Genomic DNA, 17,269 nt, shown 5'->3' on the forward strand with positions numbered 1-17,269 from the left:
ACAACCCCTACGATGAGCTGAACAGAGGACGTGTCCCCCTGTTTTGGGTTAAATTAAGAAATAGAAAATTGGACGAATGACAACGATTGTTGCCGAACTGGGCGCAAGATCACCATGAAACGCTATTTATCCCGCCAAGTCTTACCTGTATTCCTCGCGATCGCAGGAATTATCTCATCTACCAGTATCTCCCATTCCCAGAGTGATTTGCCCTGCTACCTAGAAGACAGCAACGGCAATGTCATTGATCTGGGTCACCTTTGTGGTAGTGGTAACAGTACACCCTCAGTGATTCAAGTTCCCATTAAACGCCGAGTGTCCGGAATTCCGGTCGTTGATGTCCAATTTAATGGCAACAGCCGTTTTGAAATGCTCTTCGATACAGGGGCGTCTGGAATTGCCATTACCCCTCCAATGGCACAAGTTTTAAACGTTGCACCCGAAGGCGTCGTTATCACCTCCACGGCGGGTGGCAAAGTCGAAGTTCCGCGAGGTCGCGTCAATTCTGTCGCCGTCGGCGGTATTGAAGTCACGAATCCGGAGGTGACGATTAATCAACACCTTGATATCGGACTATTAGGACAAGGATTTTTTGGTGTCTATGATGTGACGATTAAGGAAAATGTGATCGAACTTAGATATCGGTAGGGAGAAATGTTGAGCCAAGTAGGGGCGGGTTTAGGGACTTGTGTTTCGCTGTTGATCGTAACGTTGATTCAAAACCCGCCCCCATCAAGTGCGATAATTATTTATTAAATGACCAATGACCAATGATTAATGACCAATGACAAAGGACAAAGGACAAATTACCAATGATGTGGCAATCTTTCTGGAGTCGTCGTGTTTGGATCGCTTTATTCAGCACATTAACCCTACTCAACAGTGCATGTAGTAATAGTGAGGCGGATACGGTTGCAAGTCCTACTCCGACGCAAGCCGCCAGTCCGGTTTCCACCCCTTCCGCTTCTCCCTCGCCCAAACCACAAGCCGCAAAACCCCAACCACCGTCACCCCCTCAATCAGACACCTACGAAGAAGCCATTGATGTGGCGACAAGTGCGGTTACGATTAGTCAATCAGCGGTGAGTCGAGAGGATTGGAATTTAGTGGCGAATCGTTGGCAAGAAGCCATTGAGTTACTAAAAGCTGTACCCGCTTCCAGTCAGCATCACTCAACCGCCCAACAGAAGTTATCTCAATACCAAAACCTGCTGGCGGATGCCAAACAGCGATCCACACCGCCACCGCCGAAACCGAAACAAGGGGATAGTAGTCCCCAGTTTTTCTCAATACCGATTAAAGGAAAAGTTCGGGGTATTCCCATTATCGAAGTTACCTTTAATGGTCAACGGGAATTTGATATGCTGTTTGATACCGGAGCGACGAATACGCTAATCACCCAAACGATCGCGTCCTCACTAAACTTAAAACCGGTTGGGTTTAGTCAGATGAGTGTAGCCGATGGTGCGGTTGTACAAATGCCAGTTACGATCCTGGAATCCATAGAAAGCGATGGTCGCCTGAAACGAGATCTTGAAGTCGCGATCGCACCGCCAGCTATGCCTGTTGGACTCTTGGGACATGACTTTTTTGACGGCTATGACATCACCATCAAAGATAGTGTGATTGAATTTCGCAAACGCTCATAATTTTTTATCCTGATGATTTAATCAGGGCGGGTTTTGTTGTTCATTTATGTCTGAGAAGCTGACTTTAGTTCCTAAACCCGCCCCTACAGATATGCCATGGCACGTCTATGATTTATGCCAAATTCATCTCGATTCATTTCCAGAATTCCTAATTAACCTCTGGGTAAACAAATAAACTTCATCCTGCTGATAACTTAATTGAAACTTAGGTGTATTTTGTAACCGTTCTAACAATTGATTAACCACCTCTGGACTACTTCCCCAACCCGGATGACGCTGATTCAATAGTACATAATCAAATTCCCCTAACTCAGTCGTTTCCGCACCGACGGTTACCAACTTAACCACAGGGCGGTGGGTTAAATGGGGAGCAACTTGGGCAGGAACTAAAACCCCACCTTTAGTTTGAATTTGAGCAATGGCTTCCCTTGTCGCTTGCCAAGTATCAATAGATTCCAAATATCTCGACCAAAAATAACCAAATTTGGCTAACGCTAAAAACGCAACCAATGACCAGATAATCATGCTTCGCGGGTGGCGGAACCATCCCTTTCCGGCAGCTAATGTAGAAATGACGGCTAATAAGAGAAAGGGCAGTGCTGGCAAAGAGTACTGATGAATTAAATCTTTTTGAGGTTGGTAGTCAGTGATTAAGTTTATTATCAAAGTAGGAACTGCACCAACTAAAGGGATTAGATGCTGGGCTGAAAGTCCCCAAATCAGTGGTGAGAACAGCAAAGCCAAATATTCTAGGTTAGGCAAGGTAAAAATTCTTCCCAATACTAACCCCGGTTTAAGAAGCAGATTTTTTGCGATTTCTAGAACCGAGTCTCCTAAGAAAGCATAGCGCCCGACTGCTTCAACACCATTGGGTCTAAAGGAGGGAATAATCACTTGAGTGGCAATCAAAAACCAGGCAATTCCTGCCGCTAACGCCATCCCACCAAACCACCGTTTTTTCTCAAAAACTAACAACCAAAACCCCATGGCGGCTACCGTCAGAGATAAAGCATCCCGACACGCCAAAATCAAAACAATTGCCCCACAAAACCAAATCTTACGATTCAGCCGCGCCGCCAAAACTGCGCCTAAAAAAGCGGGTAAAGCGATAACTTCGGCATGGAAATCAAATAGATTGAGATTAAAAATTAATGGATACAGCAAATAGACAATTGCCATTGCTGTTGCTTGGGACTCCTTTAACCCTGCTTGACGGGCGAGATAAAAGGTGGGTAAAGCACCGACAGCTAACGCAATGGCTTGCACCGCAAACAACCAATGGACATCGGGATGGATTTTGTACAGCAAGGCGAGTCCATAGAGAATCCAATCCGCATGACCGCCCATAAAATGATAACCCCAGAAGGAAACAATGGGGGTTTGTCCCTGGCTAATAAGGTAAGTCGCTTGGTCAAAATAGCCCAAATCAAAAGCAGTGGATTGAAATAGGGCGTGTCGTAAGCTGCTGCATATCAATAGTATTAAAGCACTTACCGCGATCGCAGACCTAACCGTATTAAGAGACCGACTTGTTGCCATACTACTTGCAGGGAGTTAAAATTTACCTCACCACTATTCCCCTAGAAGGGCAGGTTTCGTCAAGTTATCGGACTTAGCGGTAAAACCCGCCCCGATATCTCTACTTCCCGCTTTCCCCAACTCAAAATCCCCGAAATAGGATTAACCCAGTCTGAAATAAACCGATCACTACACCCAAAATCCCGCCTAAATTAACAATCGCTTGTAATTCATTTTTGACAATCACTTTAACGGCAACTTCTAAGGATTCCGGTGATGTACCTCTTACCCGTTCTACAATGAGCTGATCAATCGATAAAATGGGAATAACCTGCGTCACCAATTTTTCTAAATCTTCTTCCAGATAACGCTCCAAAATTAATGCCAGTTCTTGACTAATTAATTCCATTGAGCTGCTCATAATCGCCGACTCTCGCAATCGGTTTAAAATTAATACCGCGACCTTTTCCCAATCAATGGATTGACTTAAACCTTGCAAAAATTCACCGCCCTGCTCTCGGATATAAGTACGTACTGCATCTCGCATGGTTTTGCGTAACTGTCGCACCGTAGACACAGGCAAATTTTGTAGGGATAGAGTTTGCAGCCATATCTGTAGCCGTTCACGGGCACCCAAGGCGGTCAGTAATTCTTTTAGACGCGCATTAGTTTCCTCTTTCTCATCTAAGCAATAAGTTCGCAAACGGGTGAGAGTATTGCGTAGTCCAAATAAATTGGCGACAATCCAATAGGTGCCGCTTGTCTTCTCGCGAAACCCTTCATCAATGATTTGGATATTGCGATCGGTTAAAAAATCAATAATCCCTTGACGTAGCACATCAGGCGGTAATGCCACTTGCAAAATCCACTGGGAAAGCTGTTGCGCTTGTTGCTTATTCAGTTGAAACTCCAGCAAAATTTGGTCAAAAATTTGGTTAAGCTGGGCTTCTAAAAAATTCTCGCGACGGGCTAAAACTTTGAGTAAACGGGGCAATGATTCTCCTAATAAGTCGTGGAGGATAGCCGCAAGAATCTTCGCTGTTTTCTGTTCCTTATCTAACTGGACTTGTTGCAACGTCAGATTGAGCATCCACAGAATTGCCCCACGCACCCGTTCCCGATGCAGTAGACGCCGTGCTAGTCGTTGCATCTCCGACGGGGTTAACAAAGAACCCATGATGGTATCGGATACCCGTTTCGCTAACCGTTCCTGGTTATCGGGAATTAAACCGGGTGTAAACGGTAACCGCCGCTTGCCAATGTAGATGGGGCGGTAGGGACGGAATAGCATTTTAATTGCTAAATCATTAGTGAAATAGCCAATAATTCCCCCCGCGATTGGAGGTAAGAATAGCAGCCACAGGTTCGATAAATTCAAAACAGCAACCGACGTAATACAGAATGGACAATCCAGGATTGGTGGAAAGGGTTGACTTTTGCATTTTATAATCCCCCATCCCTGATCCCCATTGTAGGCTCTACGGTTCAAGGGGCGTTTCATCCCTCGGATAAACACGCCCTCGAACGAAGTGAAGGGTCACGAGGGAGCCTGCACCTTCGCTATTTTGTAAAAAAGCTAAACGACACCCAACACCCCACACCTTGCCAATTCCTCAAGTCGTTTACCCACCCCGTCAAGATGCTACGGTTTCCTGACAACCAAAACGCCCATCATTCCTCCAGCGATGGGATAGTGAGTAGCTTGGCTAAATCCCGCATGGTGGGCAAGTTCAACTTGCTGTTTTCCGTTGGGAAATCGCTCTAAGCTGGGAGTGATGTAGGCATATTCTTGCTCTAAGCCTAAGGATTTGGCACGGGGTACGACGATTGTGTCGAGATACCATTGCTGAAACTGACGTAAGGGGGCGTGTTGAGGACGATGAAAGTCTAGGATAGCCGCCTTTGCCCCCGGTTTGAGGACTCGGTACAGTTCTCGCAAACAACCGGGAATATCGGTAACATTCCGCAAACCATACCCCATGGTGGCACCGTGGAAAAAATTATCCTGGAAGGGTAAATCGAGAGCATCGGCTTCAATCCAGTGAAGGGTTAAGGGAGGATAATGATAAGTTGCCCTAGCTTTTGCGATCGCGAGTAGCCGAGGCGAAAAATCCACCCCATACACTTGACCCGTTTTGCCTACCTCTCGTGCTAGCAGTTCGGCTAAATCGCCACTCCCACAGCATAAATCTAACCCAATCTCACCTGGCTCTAAGTCGCACCACTTCACCGCCATCTTTTTCCAGATCCGATGTTGACCTAAACTTAACCACTGGTTGAGTTGGTCGTAAACTGGGGCGATGCGATCGAATAAATGGCGAATTTCTGATGGGGAATGGTCATTTGTCATTGGTTCGGGAATAGGGAATGGGGGAAGCTGGGGGAGATGAGGGCGGGTTTTGAATAAACTTTATCATCAACCGCGCCACAGAAATCCCTAAACCCGCCCCTACAGATTTAACACTCACAGAAATTCCTAAACCCGCCCCTACAGATTTAACACTCAACGACTGGTTGCGATCGCTAAACCAACCTGCTGGGCGGATAGGTGAATCAGTTTTAGCTCATCTTCACTCAGTTTACGCGCCTGTTGTTGCCATTGGAGGGAGAGTAGAGCTAGAAGTTCGCTGCGGTGGACAATTGGAATCAGCAGGTGGGCTTTAATGCCAATTTTCTGGTAATACTCTGTGGTGTCTTGGGGAGTTGCACCCGGGGCGTTAATCCAGACTTGTAGTTGGCGATTAGCGATCGCGTCTGGCAAGAGGGGATCGGATTCTAGGGGGTTGACAAGGGATTCATCTTGGCTGTGTGTACCTTTTACATCTATCAAATGATCGTCTTCTACCAGTTGCAGGATACAGGTGTCTGTGCCAAAGCTGTCGCTAAATACTTGGGCGATTTGGGGCAAGCTGGTTTCTAGGCTTTCTGACTCTTGAGCCACTTGCACCAGGGTTTCCATGAGTGCCATTTGAGCATGAGCTCGCTGCAACTCCTCGGTGCGTTGCTTCAGGAGTTCGTAGGTTTGAACTGCCCGTTCTACAACTGTTTTGAGTTCGTTTGGGTCCCAGGGCTTGGTAATATAGCGATAGACTTGTCCGGCATTAATGGCTTCTACTAAGTCTTCCACATCCGTAAATCCGGTTAAGATAATCCGCATGGTATCCGGAAACTGGGGGACGGTTTTGCTCAAAAACTCCGTTCCCTTCATTTCTGGCATCCGCTGATCAGAAATAATCACGGCGACTTCTCCCTCATTGGAAAGGATCGAGAGGGCTTGAGCGCCACTTTCAGCCCTGAATACGCTAAAGTGACGGCGGAAGGTGCGGTAGAGGAGATCCAAGTTATCGGGTTCATCATCCACCACAAGCATTTTCGGTTTTTGCGATCGCTCCAAACTCATGAACTGACGAGTGATATTATCAAAATTAGGGTTCACCTTGTCCATAACACTACAACAAACTCCAAGCGAGTAAGTTTGAACTGGCGAGCCACAAGGGTAAGGCTATTTTGGTCTTTCCTGTTGCCCAATAGATGTAAACTGTCTTAACCTTAAGCTTTTTATCTAACCCTAGCTAGTTTTTGCTTAAATCTATTACTATTTAATCACGAGAAATTTTAGACATCTGATAACTCAAAAAATACGGCAAGCTTTTCTTCCCATTATGACTGAAATATCACCTGGAAATCCTCACCATAATCCTCAAGCTAACTCAGAGACAGTAGATGCTGATGCACTAATTCAGTTGCTCAGGCGCAAAGAACGTAACTGGGTAGAGTGGGGGCAAGCGTGTCAACAACTCCAAAGTGCTGGCTATAGTTCCCAAGCCGTTTTTGAACAAACGGGGTTTGAGCCAATCCAACAGAATCAAGTCATTGTAGCATCTCAGGTATACGAAACGTTAGTCAAAGCTGGCGTATCAGAAGCGGTGCGATCGCGCTTTGATCGGACGGGGAGTGATATCCTCTATGAGTTGCGGATTCTCACCCAACCAGAACGAGCCGCCGCCGCTGAGTTTATTGTTGCCAGAAATCTGGATGCAGATGGTGCCCGTGAGGTGGCAAAAGCGATGAAAGAGTTGTCGCGTCGCCGTAGCCTACCGGAAGGATTTTCAGATCACCCAGGTGATGCCGTAGCTTACCAATACTGGAAACTTGCCCAACAACAGCAGAATTTACAAGAGCGATCGCGCTTAGTCGCACGAGGGTTAATGTTTGCTCATAGCCAATCGTCGCGTCAAGAAATTGAGCAATTACTCACAGAACCCTTGGGAGGGAACCGCCGTCGAGCGCCCCGTTTTCCCCTCTATCGCGTGGAAGCGAGTGAACAATTACCGCGACTGATCCCATTGGCGGGTGAGTTTCCGGTAACGACTGCTGAGTTTCAGCAAGTGGAGACGGTGAAGACAAAGGGGGCGTTTCAGATTGTTGATTCTGCCCATCAGCAACAGATTGTCGCCATTCCCGGTTGGCAAATCGTCGCCAAGGCACAAGAGCCTGTGGCAATTTTAAGTAATATTACTCAGCTTCCTAAGCAAGAGAATCAAAAATCAGAAGCGGTGTTGCTAATTGTTGACCGCAAAACACCAGAGTGGGATGCCGATAATTATTATATGGTTGATCAATCGGGGACATTAGCGATCCAGTGGTTTTCGGAACAACCCGATATACCCTTACTGGGACAGCTAATTCTGGTGTTACGTCCCAAGCAAATTCTCGATGAACCGTTGAGTCAGGATCTGTGGCAAATCGACGAATAAGTCATTCCTTGTCCTCCTTGTCTTGTCCCAACCATAAAATAAAAAACCTACACCTGTCAGCTCCCCCCGCTTCCCCCGCTCCCAGACGTGCCATGGCACGTCTCTACATTGCTTCCCCAGCTTCCCCTCGAAGTGATCGGTATCACAGGGCTGCCGGAGGGTTATCACTTTCTGTTTGTAAAATTTGAGGAAAATTAACATAACTTGACTTGAGCGATGTTGCGCGGTAGCTGTCTATGCAATCACCTATTCTTCTTCCGGGCGCTCTCTCGGAACTCTTTGCCCAAGCCACCAGTTCTGGTTACATGACGAAAGCTGACCGCTATGGACTGATGGCAGCGATTTTAGGCGAAGATCTCAGTACAGACGAGAAATGCGTTATCGATCGCCTACTGCGGGCGGTACGGCGAGGACGGCTGCATTTAGCCGATGAACTGTCTGCTGTGCTGACGGATTCCCATGTTTCTTTCTCAGCGATGGTTTTAGCGGGTGGACAAAGTTCTCGCATGGGTCAGGACAAAGCCTTGATTCCTATTCAAGGTATGCCGTTACTGAGACAGGTTTGTACCATTGCCCTTAAATGTACTCGTGAAGTTTTTGTGGTCACTCCTTGGCCCGAACGATATCGAGATATTCTACCGAAAAATTGCCATCTCATCCAAGAAATGCTGCTTTTGGGAGAGGCTCAATCCCATGGTCCTTTGGTCGCATTTGCTCAAGGATTAACTCAAGTGAAACGGGATTGGGTGCTTTTACTTGCCTGTGACTTGCCCCAACTTCAAGTTGAGGTTTTGCACAATTGGGGTAGTCAGTTAACAAATGCTCCCAAAGAGGTGATGGCTGTACTCCCCCGAAGTCCCAAAGGATGGGAACCTCTATGTGGTTTTTACCGACGCCAATGTTTACCCCAATTAATCGATTATATTAATCAGGGAGGACGATCCTTTCAAAAATGGCTGGCGCAGCATCCTGTCCAGGAACTTCCAGTTCGCGATCGCCAGGTTTTATTTAACTGTAATACCCCAGAAGACTTGAAAGTGATCAATTAGCATCTGTCGGGCTGCCTGAGATAAGGGTCGCAGCGACTGCCACGATAGGGTATTCAGTATTTATACGTATTTAGTTGATATCCAAACCATCCACTAAGTATCTACATATCAATTTTTCTGCTGTACTCATAAAGCTCAAGTAACCTCAACTTCCTACTGTTCTCCCCTTTTTCTTAGTTCTATTCTTTTCACCTCAGTACACTACTTATTCATTAATCCTTAACACCGACATACAGTCGTTTGGGGGAATCAAGCGGACTGATGGGTAAACTAACCGTTACTGTAGTACCTTGATTCAGTGTGCTGGCTATGTGAATCTGACCGTGATGATTGTCTACAATAGCTTTAGCGATCGCTAACCCTAATCCAGAACCTGCCGCCGCATCTTTAGTTCTGGCAGGATCGATGCGATAGAAGCGATCAAATATCAGTGGTAATGCGGTTTCGGGAATCCCAATACCATTGTCGCGAACTTGAACTTGAATCCAGGAGGAACCCTGTCGTCCACCTTTACTAGGACGCTTAACCAATTCAAGTTTTACTTGTACCCATCCTTCCTCGTCTTTGTCCGTTTTCGGTGGCGTATATTGCACTGCATTACTGACAAGATTGGTGAATAAACGCGCTAATTGATTCCAGTCGCCCAGAAGGGTAAACACCTCGTCATCTAAGGATTGTAGGGGGGGCTGGGAAGCGCTAAAGCGCTCACTACGAACGGTAAATGCTTCGTCATCTAAGGGGTATAGGGGGGAGCGGGGGGCGGAAGCGCTAAAGCGCTCACTACGAACGGTGCGATCGCGTGCGTCTGATTCCGAGGTAGAATCAACGGATAATTCAGCACTCGTATCGTTAGATTTTAAATCGAAATCCGGAATTTCTGGCAAATGCAGCGACAGAAAAATACCTTTTTGATCGGCAATTAACTGTTGTTCTTCAATCACTTCCATCAGCAACGCATCTAGGGGGACAGGTTGCCATTCGGGTTGTACCATACCACTATCAACCCGCGCCAAAAATAGCAAATCATTCACCAATCGTCCCAAGCGCTGGGTTAATCGTTCTACTACCTTAAGTTGATGGCGTTGCCATTGCGGTTCCATATCGGGATCGGCTAGCGCCACTTGCACGTTGGTTTGAATCGTGGCGATGGGATTTCTTAACTCATGGGAAGCATCAGCAGTAAACTGTTTTAACCGTTGGTAGGAGTCGCGCACGGGTTTCATGGCAAGTTCTGAGAGTAACCAACCAATCGCGGCGGTGGAGAGAATCATTAGGGTTGTTCCCACCGTTAAATCGACGATTAACTGGCGGATGGGTTTGGTGACTTCAAACCAGGGATGACTCACCCGTAAATAGCCTAAAACATAGCGTCCCAGTTCGACTCGCTTGGTGAACTGACGCAACAGGTGATCCGGGGATAGATGGACAGTTTCCGCTGTTTGTCGGGGATGCAGGGGAATATCCAGGGGTTCTGATAGGGTTGACCACAGCAACTCACCCGTGGGACTAAACCATTCTAAGTCAATGTGGTCATCTTCCACCGCTTGGGTATTATCGCGAAAACTGGCTTCTACGTTAATCTGATAAGGAGTAACCGTTCCCTCACTGGGCTGAATCACTAGAGAGCGATCGACAACTTCCACCACATGCTTTAAGGTATCGTCTACCCGTTCAATTAAGGTGCTGCGGACGTACAAGTAAACCCCTGTCGCGAATAGTAATAATAAGACAGCCGTAACTGTTGTATACCAAAGTGCCAGACGGCGACGAGTAGCTTGAAACATTGTATAAGTAGTGGCGTGGCACACCCAATTTGATGAATTAGAATTACGCCCGGAAACCGTAGGGGCGCAAAGACTTGCGCCCGATTCAATGGTAAAATCTCTTCCACAATTTTAGCTTAACTCTTTGAACCCGTTTCAACGGGTTTTAGCTTTTAGCCCCAACTTTAGTTGAGGGCTTAATCAAATAGATATCTAGTGCAAGAAGGCAGAAATAACTGAACAGCTAATATCTCCCCCCGCTTCCCCTGCTCCCTCTGCTCCCCCTGCTTCATCGTATCTACGAAGCTGCTCAAGTATTTTTATGCCCGCTGCACTAGGGGTTTACCGACTAAAAACCGCTGCGATACATTCAGTAGGTTGGCAGCAGCTTGATTGGCTTCTATAATTTTCCCGTTGGTATCCGTTTCTAGGTAAGCATGGGGCAAAAACTGGAATAGGTGTTGATAACGCTGGCGTTCAGCCGCTAATTCTAGTTGCATCGCTGCCGATTGCTCCGCCTGTGCTAGAAGTTCCTCTATTGCCACTTGCAGTTCTTCTGAAGCAATACCGAGTTCTTTAAAGGCTGAGGGTAGTAGGTGGGATTGGTCGTTTGCAGCATTGACACAGTGGTAAAGCCGATCTAAGCGTCCTTGTAATGCCTCAAGTTGCTGCATAAACCGCTTCAAGTCACGGTTAAACGTCCCCGCACTCATTTTCTTGTGTAAATATTCCCCCATAGATAGGTTTTCCGGTGTCTTATGCCGTGTTTGGGAAGGATTAATTGATTTTGCCCTGCAAATACGTCTGTGTTCAGCGTAACAAAGCAACTTCATATAAGTCCCCATCTTTAGACAGACGTAAGAGTCTAGTGGGAATTGATATGCTGCTAGATGTCAGTAAAGTTCAAGGTTTGAGCGTCATCCCGACTGATAAGACATAAGAACCGAGATCTACTGTCATCCCAGCTCGACCCCTATCCGGCTAGGATTAGCAACCTCTCGTCTGACTCATAGCTACTCACTCTCTATTTACAGATAGATATGAATTCTCAAACCACTTCTCGTCAAACAACTTCCGTCTCTCAACCCAGCCAAAGTACATCTAATAGTCACCCAAGTCTCTGCTGTTATATCAATCACACCAGCCCGGTTCAGGTTATCCGGCTTGTGAATCAATCCCATACTAATTGGCAACGGGTTATTTTTCCCGGTGAACGTTTCCTGTTTGAAGCTGACTCTGAATCTAACTTAGAGATTATGCTTAATGAAGCGGTTTCTTCTCTAGTTAATTGTCAAAAATTGCTAGTAAAACTCGAAGCCTGATTCTTTGTCAAGTATTTTTTTGTGTGATTGCCTCAGTAAACCCTAATCCTAAACAAGACGATCAGGATCATGTCGCAGAAAATCATCAATCTAACCTGTCTCCTTGTCATTCAAGAAGTCAAAGATATCTTGGCAACTTATCCAGAGACTCCTTATCAAGAGGCTTTTGCTCAGGCAGAATTATTTAACCAGCTCATAAATCAGGTATTAAGTCAAATTCCAGATCAATCTTATACTATCCTGTACGAATCTGAAAAACTCCCCAAAAACCCTAGACGCTTTTACTCCTCCATAGAAGAGCGAATGATGGTCGAACAACTGATTCATCAGATTATTATTGCTCTACTGGAAACGCAGACAAAAAAAACGTTACCTTCCCCGGCGTCAGAAGATAACCGTTCTGCTAATGCAGCGATGAGTTCCAACAAAAAAGTCTATCGTTGGTTCGGCTATTAAGGCGTTGAGATCAGGATACAGCACAGGACTTAATATTATGTTGGGTTGAATACTTACACGAAGTACCTAGACATAATTTTTGTCTGCTAAACATTCCGGTAGATCCCCGACTTCTGAATCCCATTCATTTAGGTAAGCAAGATTTCAACAAAGAAGTCGGGGATCTGGAGTGTAAGAGTACGATGAAAACGTTGGATGATACAATAGTCGCCAACGCCAAATCATGTCGGTTTTGGCTGAGTCACTTGAGGAGTCTCCCTTCACCTGATGTCCAGACGAACAGCGAACCCGGCTAATGTATTCAATCGAATTCCCGGACGCGCTTATCTGTTGATTGCGATTGTGATTTTCGCATCAGCCAATGCGGTAATCCGGATGTTAACAAATTTGGGAGATCAAAATCTAATTGATGGCAGAAATCCCATCTCGTTCTGTAATATTCTGTTTGCGGGAAATCTTTGTGCCTTAATCGCCCTGATCTTCATCTATGGCAAGCAGTGGAATGTTGAATCCTTAAAACGTCTATCCTGGACAGATTGGCTAGGACTGACGGGGGTGGCAATACTGTCCGGGGCATTAGCTCCGGCTTTAACATTTATGGCACTGGATTTGACCATGGTCAATAATGTGGTCTTGATTGGTCGCATTGAACCGCCCCTGATTCTGGCATTATCCATACTATTGCTAGGAGAACGGGTAAATAAGTGGGTGATAGCGGGTGCGGTGGTTTCGTTCATTGGCGTTTCTCTGACTGTATTACTTCAGACTCCCGCCACGGATATGGTGAATATGGGAAGATTCCAGATTGGCAGAGGGGAATTATTTGCCGCAGGTGGTGCTGTGGCGTTAGCCTTGTCCACGATTATTAGTAAGGTAAAGTTACGCCAGATTCCCTTGGCTATTTTCAGCATCTATCGCATGGCAATGGCAACGTTAGTGTTCTTTGTCGTTGTCTTGATGCTGTTTGAACCCAATCATTTTATGGATGTGTTTTCGCCCTTTCTCTGGCGATGGATGTTGATTTACGGCATGGTGATTGTCGTCGGGGGTCAACTCTGTTGGTTTCGGGGGTTAAAGATAACGGGTGCAGCCGATGTTTCCTTAGCGAGTTCCTTTAGCCCCATTGCTGGAATTTTAGCGGCTTATTTTATTCTGGGGGAAGCGCCTACGATGGCGCAATATATTGGTGGGGCGGTGATTATTGGCGGTATTGTCCTCAATCAAATTGGTGTGTTTCGCAAAATGGCGGAAACGGTTACGCTGCCACCTGGGAATTCCGATAAGGAAGCGGATACAGAGGTGGGCTTTAAAGGGGTTTGAACCACCAGTTATGGACTATTTGAGGTTCATATCATCCCCTTTTGCCACGGCGATTGAAATCGCTGCTACACAAACTTGCGTCCGCCTGCGCGGACTGGGTTATCAGGGGGGTAGTTAACCCGGATTTAGTCGGATAGGATATACCGTAGGGTGGGCACTGCCCACCAGCATACCAGTCAGTACCATTCGTCTTAACTTGAATGGCACTGACTTTAGAGTTTGTAGTCAGCGCTTTAGCGCTTCTGGCACTAAAGTGCCTACTACGAAACCAGCTTAAGTCAGTACCATCCGTCTTACATTTAGGCTATAGGAATAATCAGGAATTTAAATCGATACCTGGGAAATGCTCTCTCCAGCCCTCTATGCCGCTACTACAGCGGTTTTACGGCTATCTCTGAACGTTTGTCAAGTCGTAATACCTGGTTTAAATCCCAATTGACGTAGAGTTGCCGTTTAAGTTTTATTACAATTAGAATAACTACTTTGAACAATTGTTAACTAATTGCTGCCCTACTTCGTGGATGATGTTCATTACCAACCAACTGCCCACCGCAACTCTTGAACTCAAGCCAGCCGTTAACCAGGCGTTTAACGACTTCCAGCGCCTGTCTGTTGAGGATCAGTTAGGGCTGCTTTGGGGAATGTACCAAAACCTAGGTTGTTCTCTAGCGCCAACACCTGCGGGTGCGGCACGGCTATTTTTGACCCAAGGGTTGCTGCATCGGATCAAGCAAATGCCTGCTACTGAACAGTTAGCGGCGATGCAGGACTTATTACAGGAGACAGATAGCCCCATCAGTCGTCAATACGGACTATTCACGTTGAAAACCAAACTGGCGTTTTGGACTCAGCTATTTGATTGGATGTCCACAGGTGAAGTGAGTCCAGTGGCAATAGTTTCTTCGCTTTCTTCCTCAGCTACAACCCTGTTGAGAACGATCGCGTTATTAGATCTGAATGAGCAAATTTCCCTATTCAATGAGATCATTGACCAGATGGGTGTTGCCCCTTTAGCCGCTTAGGAATTTGGCGGTTGGGTATCTATTCAAGTTCAACTTCTAATAGCCCAACTGTTACAGCAGCAAAGGCAAAGGCTACACCCAAAGGCATAGGCGACTGGAAATAAACGGTCAAAATAGCGGCAACAACAGTAACCAACATTGCCCCAATTGACCACCATTTTTCTTCGCCACTCCAGCCTTTTTCCGCTTTAATCCATTTCAAGGCGTCCGTCGGTAGTGGTTCTGGAATTACAGCGCCCGGTGGGAACGCCCAATAGTTATTGCGCTCAATATATAAGTCAGTCCAGCCGTTTTCGTAGCACCATTCGTTTAACCAAGCTTCACAGTAATGTTGCATCGGATTTTGTTAAAATATGTTAAATTAGTCTGCTTTACAGCCTCAATAACATTAGCAAATCTTTTTCCAGACTAAAAGAGGAATAAATACCTAATTCGTTATTGGTCATTGGCTTACGGGGTGACAAGCTAGCTGAAGTGTTGAGCCATCCAGCTTTTAGCCCATTTCTTCTTGTCACAGATAGGGTCAGAGATAGCAGTTTTTTCTGGGGGACTAGCCCCCCAGACCCCCTGCGCAACGCTTCGCTAATCCCATACCTCATCTGGTGGTCTTCATCTGTCAATCAGGACTTCATCTGTCAATCAGGATGTCAATAAGACTTCATCTTTGGAGATATTTATCGCTCAAAGCCTCATTTTCAAAGGTGTAAGACGGCTTGTCACCCTTTCAGCCTTCGTTGTTTGTCAATGAGGGGGTTGGTTGGTGTCTCAGGACAAAATGGTTTGTAATCCTTGCACTAAGCGTTCAATACCCTCGGCGACTGTTTCTTTTTGTAGCGCCCCATAAGCAATTCGCAAATAACAGCCCTCTTCCATACCAAAGGTTGTACCGGGTAACAAGGCGACGCGATGATCGCGAATTAAGCGTTCGACTAACTCGACTGGGTTGACTGAGGTATTAACTTTAAGCCAAAAGTAAAACGCGCCGTCGGCGGGGGCGATCGCACACAACCCATCCAATCGCTGTAACGCCTCTAATATCAACTGTCGCACCGTCGCGATCGCCTGAATGTGCGGCTGGGTATAACTCATTCCCATCTGTAAGGCGGCTAAGGCGACATACTGGGAGACAACCGGAGGACAAATCAGAATTGTATCCTGAATTTTCTTTACCGCCGCCAGCAGATGCTGGGGAATTACCATGTAGCCGATACGCCAACTGGCAAACCCATACGTTTTAGATAGGGAATACAGGGAAATCGTATGGGAGTGACTCTGGGGAAAAGCCGCCGGGGAAACGTGTTTGACGCCGTTATAGGTAAAATACTCATACGCTTCATCACTAATGTGATAAATTCCCCGTTCCCGACAGAGTTCATTTACCGCCTGTAACGCGGCTTTAGAGTAAACCGCCCCAGTAGGATTATTCGGTGAAATCGTCACCACGGCTTTGGTTTTCTCCGTGATGGCGTTGGCGATCGCCTGAGGACGCAGTTGATAATTCTGATCCGTTGCCACAAGTACCGGATGACAACTCGCCATGGTAATAGCCATTTCGTGGTTGAAATAGTAAGGCGTTTGAATAATAATCTCGTCTCCGGGAGAGGTAATGGCGAGAATAGCATTCATAAACGCCATATTTGCCCCTGCGGTGACAACGATACAGTTGTGTTGATTGAGGGTAATCCGGTTATCTGTGTGCAGTTTAGCGGCAATAGTAGATAGTAACGGTGCAATTCCCTGAACCGCCTTGTACTTGTGGTTATCAGGATCAGCCAGAAATTCCGGCAATCGGGCGATCGCCTCTGGTGGGGGAGGGTAATACACAACACCCTGTCCCAAGGAAATCGTACCGGGATGACGGCGAATCAGTTCCCCAACGATGGGAATCACAGGTGACTGAACCGCTTCCATGCGAGACGTTAAGGTAGACATCGGCGACTGATAATCAAATCAATTAAGGGCGCACGTCGTTGGTTCTTGAGTCAATTTAATCTCAAAACTTCACTTACCCTTTAGATCCCCCTAAATCCCCCTTTTTAAGGGGGACTTTGAATAATCTATGGTTCTCCCCACGCAAAAAAAGCTCTCGCATCCTTTAGTCTCCCCCATGGAATCAAAAGCGAAGCATCCTTTGGCTTCCCCGTGCCAAAAAAGCGAAGCATCCTCTGGCTTCCCCCATGGAACAAAAAGAGAAGCAACATCTGCTTTCCCCCATGGAACAAAAAGCGAAGCATCCGCTGTCTTCCCCCTTTTTATGGGGGACGGCAGCGGGATCAAATAGGCGGACGGAAGCGCGATCTAAAAGGGAAGTGGGGGATAACTGATTGCTAGACCGACGTTCTAGGCTTCACTAACGCTACCACTTCCTTCATAGTTTATGCCCTGGGTGAAAATTCACTAGAGTTTCATCAAG

General features: G+C 46.5%; 16 protein-coding genes. 8 read left to right on the forward strand and 8 right to left on the reverse strand.

Translation table 11 applies throughout. The features are described 5' to 3' along the window. Positions 1-114 precede the first annotated feature (114 nt). Both RH949_RS12675 and RH949_RS12680 read left to right on the forward strand, forming a co-directional pair. Positions 115-648, forward strand: a complete 534-nt coding sequence (locus RH949_RS12675; protein ID WP_006101645.1) for a retropepsin-like aspartic protease family protein — start codon at positions 115-117, stop codon at positions 646-648. Between the two features lie 164 nt (positions 649-812). Continuing rightward, complete coding sequence (locus tag RH949_RS12680) at positions 813-1,649, forward strand: retropepsin-like aspartic protease family protein (protein ID WP_157453196.1); 837 nt, start codon at positions 813-815, stop codon at positions 1,647-1,649. A 123-nt stretch (positions 1,650-1,772) separates the two neighbouring features. Here the strand turns inward: RH949_RS12680 and RH949_RS12685 are convergent, their stop codons facing one another. The 4 genes from RH949_RS12685 to RH949_RS12700 form a co-directional block, all read right to left on the reverse strand. After that, positions 1,773-3,188 (reverse strand): DUF2079 domain-containing protein, encoded by a 1,416-nt coding sequence (locus RH949_RS12685; protein ID WP_446353535.1) that lies wholly within the window; start codon positions 3,186-3,188, stop codon positions 1,773-1,775. A gap of 121 nt (positions 3,189-3,309) precedes the next feature. Beyond that, positions 3,310-4,545: a DUF445 domain-containing protein gene (locus RH949_RS12690; protein ID WP_446353553.1), complete on the reverse strand. Its 1,236-nt coding sequence runs from the start codon at positions 4,543-4,545 to the stop codon at positions 3,310-3,312. Between the two features lie 264 nt (positions 4,546-4,809). Then, complete coding sequence (ubiE, locus tag RH949_RS12695) at positions 4,810-5,517, reverse strand: bifunctional demethylmenaquinone methyltransferase/2-methoxy-6-polyprenyl-1,4-benzoquinol methylase UbiE (RefSeq protein WP_006101621.1); 708 nt, start codon at positions 5,515-5,517, stop codon at positions 4,810-4,812. A 153-nt stretch (positions 5,518-5,670) separates the two neighbouring features. Beyond that, positions 5,671-6,612 (reverse strand): response regulator, encoded by a 942-nt coding sequence (locus tag RH949_RS12700; RefSeq protein WP_446353537.1) that lies wholly within the window; start codon positions 6,610-6,612, stop codon positions 5,671-5,673. Between the two features lie 217 nt (positions 6,613-6,829). On the opposite strand from RH949_RS12700, the gene RH949_RS12705 reads away from it, so the two are divergent. Both RH949_RS12705 and RH949_RS12710 read left to right on the forward strand, forming a co-directional pair. Next, the gene (locus tag RH949_RS12705) at positions 6,830-7,924 is read left to right on the forward strand and encodes a RuBisCO accumulation factor 1 (RefSeq protein ID WP_446353539.1); all 1,095 of its coding nucleotides are present in this window, start codon (positions 6,830-6,832) and stop codon (positions 7,922-7,924) included. A 446-nt stretch (positions 7,925-8,370) separates the two neighbouring features. Beyond that, positions 8,371-8,973, forward strand: coding sequence for a molybdenum cofactor guanylyltransferase (locus RH949_RS12710; protein WP_269546299.1), 603 nt, complete (start codon positions 8,371-8,373; stop codon positions 8,971-8,973). A gap of 212 nt (positions 8,974-9,185) precedes the next feature. On the opposite strand, the gene RH949_RS12715 is transcribed toward RH949_RS12710, so the two are convergent. Together RH949_RS12715 and RH949_RS12720 are read right to left on the reverse strand one after the other, a co-directional pair. Beyond that, positions 9,186-10,757, reverse strand: coding sequence for a sensor histidine kinase (locus RH949_RS12715; RefSeq protein ID WP_446353541.1), 1,572 nt, complete (start codon positions 10,755-10,757; stop codon positions 9,186-9,188). A gap of 299 nt (positions 10,758-11,056) precedes the next feature. Beyond that, positions 11,057-11,473, reverse strand: coding sequence for a PAS domain-containing protein (locus tag RH949_RS12720; protein WP_446353543.1), 417 nt, complete (start codon positions 11,471-11,473; stop codon positions 11,057-11,059). A 303-nt stretch (positions 11,474-11,776) separates the two neighbouring features. Between RH949_RS12720 and RH949_RS12725 the strand changes: the two genes are divergently transcribed. The 4 genes from RH949_RS12725 to RH949_RS12740 all read left to right on the forward strand — a co-directional run bounded on the left by RH949_RS12725 (position 11,777) and on the right by RH949_RS12740 (position 14,856). Beyond that, positions 11,777-12,058: a DUF1830 domain-containing protein gene (locus RH949_RS12725; RefSeq protein ID WP_446353545.1), complete on the forward strand. Its 282-nt coding sequence runs from the start codon at positions 11,777-11,779 to the stop codon at positions 12,056-12,058. A 69-nt stretch (positions 12,059-12,127) separates the two neighbouring features. Then, on the forward strand, positions 12,128-12,514 hold the full coding sequence (locus RH949_RS12730) for a hypothetical protein (RefSeq protein WP_006101809.1): 387 nt from the start codon (positions 12,128-12,130) through the stop codon (positions 12,512-12,514). 267 nt (positions 12,515-12,781) lie between these two features. Then, entirely contained in the window at positions 12,782-13,834 is a 1,053-nt protein-coding gene (locus RH949_RS12735) for a DMT family transporter (protein WP_446353547.1), read from the forward strand. Between the two features lie 521 nt (positions 13,835-14,355). Next, entirely contained in the window at positions 14,356-14,856 is a 501-nt protein-coding gene (locus tag RH949_RS12740; RefSeq protein ID WP_446353549.1) for an orange carotenoid protein N-terminal domain-containing protein, read from the forward strand. Positions 14,857-14,875: 19 nt separating this feature from the next. On the opposite strand, the gene RH949_RS12745 is transcribed toward RH949_RS12740, so the two are convergent. Both RH949_RS12745 and RH949_RS12750 read right to left on the reverse strand, forming a co-directional pair. Beyond that, positions 14,876-15,193, reverse strand: coding sequence for a slr1957 family protein (locus tag RH949_RS12745; protein ID WP_006101608.1), 318 nt, complete (start codon positions 15,191-15,193; stop codon positions 14,876-14,878). Positions 15,194-15,621: 428 nt separating this feature from the next. Beyond that, on the reverse strand, positions 15,622-16,788 hold the full coding sequence (locus RH949_RS12750) for a pyridoxal phosphate-dependent aminotransferase (RefSeq protein WP_446353551.1): 1,167 nt from the start codon (positions 16,786-16,788) through the stop codon (positions 15,622-15,624). Positions 16,789-17,269 lie beyond the last annotated feature (481 nt).

The organism is Coleofasciculus sp. A1-SPW-01, assembly GCF_040217205.1.
Classification (GTDB): Bacteria; Cyanobacteriota; Cyanobacteriia; order Cyanobacteriales; family Coleofasciculaceae; genus Coleofasciculus; species Coleofasciculus chthonoplastes_A.

What these genes read in the sequence shown, in the direction of transcription:
- RH949_RS12675 (WP_006101645.1), top strand. Translation starts at nt 115, where the DNA reads ATGAAACGCTATTTATCCCGCCAAGTCTTACCTGTATTCCTCGCGATC.
- RH949_RS12680 (WP_157453196.1), top strand. Translation starts at nt 813, where the DNA reads ATGATGTGGCAATCTTTCTGGAGTCGTCGTGTTTGGATCGCTTTATTC.
- RH949_RS12685 (WP_446353535.1), bottom strand. Translation starts at nt 3,188, where the DNA reads ATGGCAACAAGTCGGTCTCTTAATACGGTTAGGTCTGCGATCGCGGTA.
- ubiE (WP_006101621.1), bottom strand. Translation starts at nt 5,517, where the DNA reads ATGACAAATGACCATTCCCCATCAGAAATTCGCCATTTATTCGATCGC.
- RH949_RS12700 (WP_446353537.1), bottom strand. Translation starts at nt 6,612, where the DNA reads ATGGACAAGGTGAACCCTAATTTTGATAATATCACTCGTCAGTTCATG.
- RH949_RS12705 (WP_446353539.1), top strand. Translation starts at nt 6,830, where the DNA reads ATGACTGAAATATCACCTGGAAATCCTCACCATAATCCTCAAGCTAAC.
- RH949_RS12715 (WP_446353541.1), bottom strand. Translation starts at nt 10,757, where the DNA reads ATGTTTCAAGCTACTCGTCGCCGTCTGGCACTTTGGTATACAACAGTT.
- RH949_RS12720 (WP_446353543.1), bottom strand. Translation starts at nt 11,473, where the DNA reads ATGGGGGAATATTTACACAAGAAAATGAGTGCGGGGACGTTTAACCGT.
- RH949_RS12725 (WP_446353545.1), top strand. Translation starts at nt 11,777, where the DNA reads ATGAATTCTCAAACCACTTCTCGTCAAACAACTTCCGTCTCTCAACCC.
- RH949_RS12730 (WP_006101809.1), top strand. Translation starts at nt 12,128, where the DNA reads ATGTCGCAGAAAATCATCAATCTAACCTGTCTCCTTGTCATTCAAGAA.
- RH949_RS12735 (WP_446353547.1), top strand. Translation starts at nt 12,782, where the DNA reads ATGTCCAGACGAACAGCGAACCCGGCTAATGTATTCAATCGAATTCCC.
- RH949_RS12740 (WP_446353549.1), top strand. Translation starts at nt 14,356, where the DNA reads ATGATGTTCATTACCAACCAACTGCCCACCGCAACTCTTGAACTCAAG.
- RH949_RS12745 (WP_006101608.1), bottom strand. Translation starts at nt 15,193, where the DNA reads ATGCAACATTACTGTGAAGCTTGGTTAAACGAATGGTGCTACGAAAAC.
- RH949_RS12750 (WP_446353551.1), bottom strand. Translation starts at nt 16,788, where the DNA reads ATGTCTACCTTAACGTCTCGCATGGAAGCGGTTCAGTCACCTGTGATT.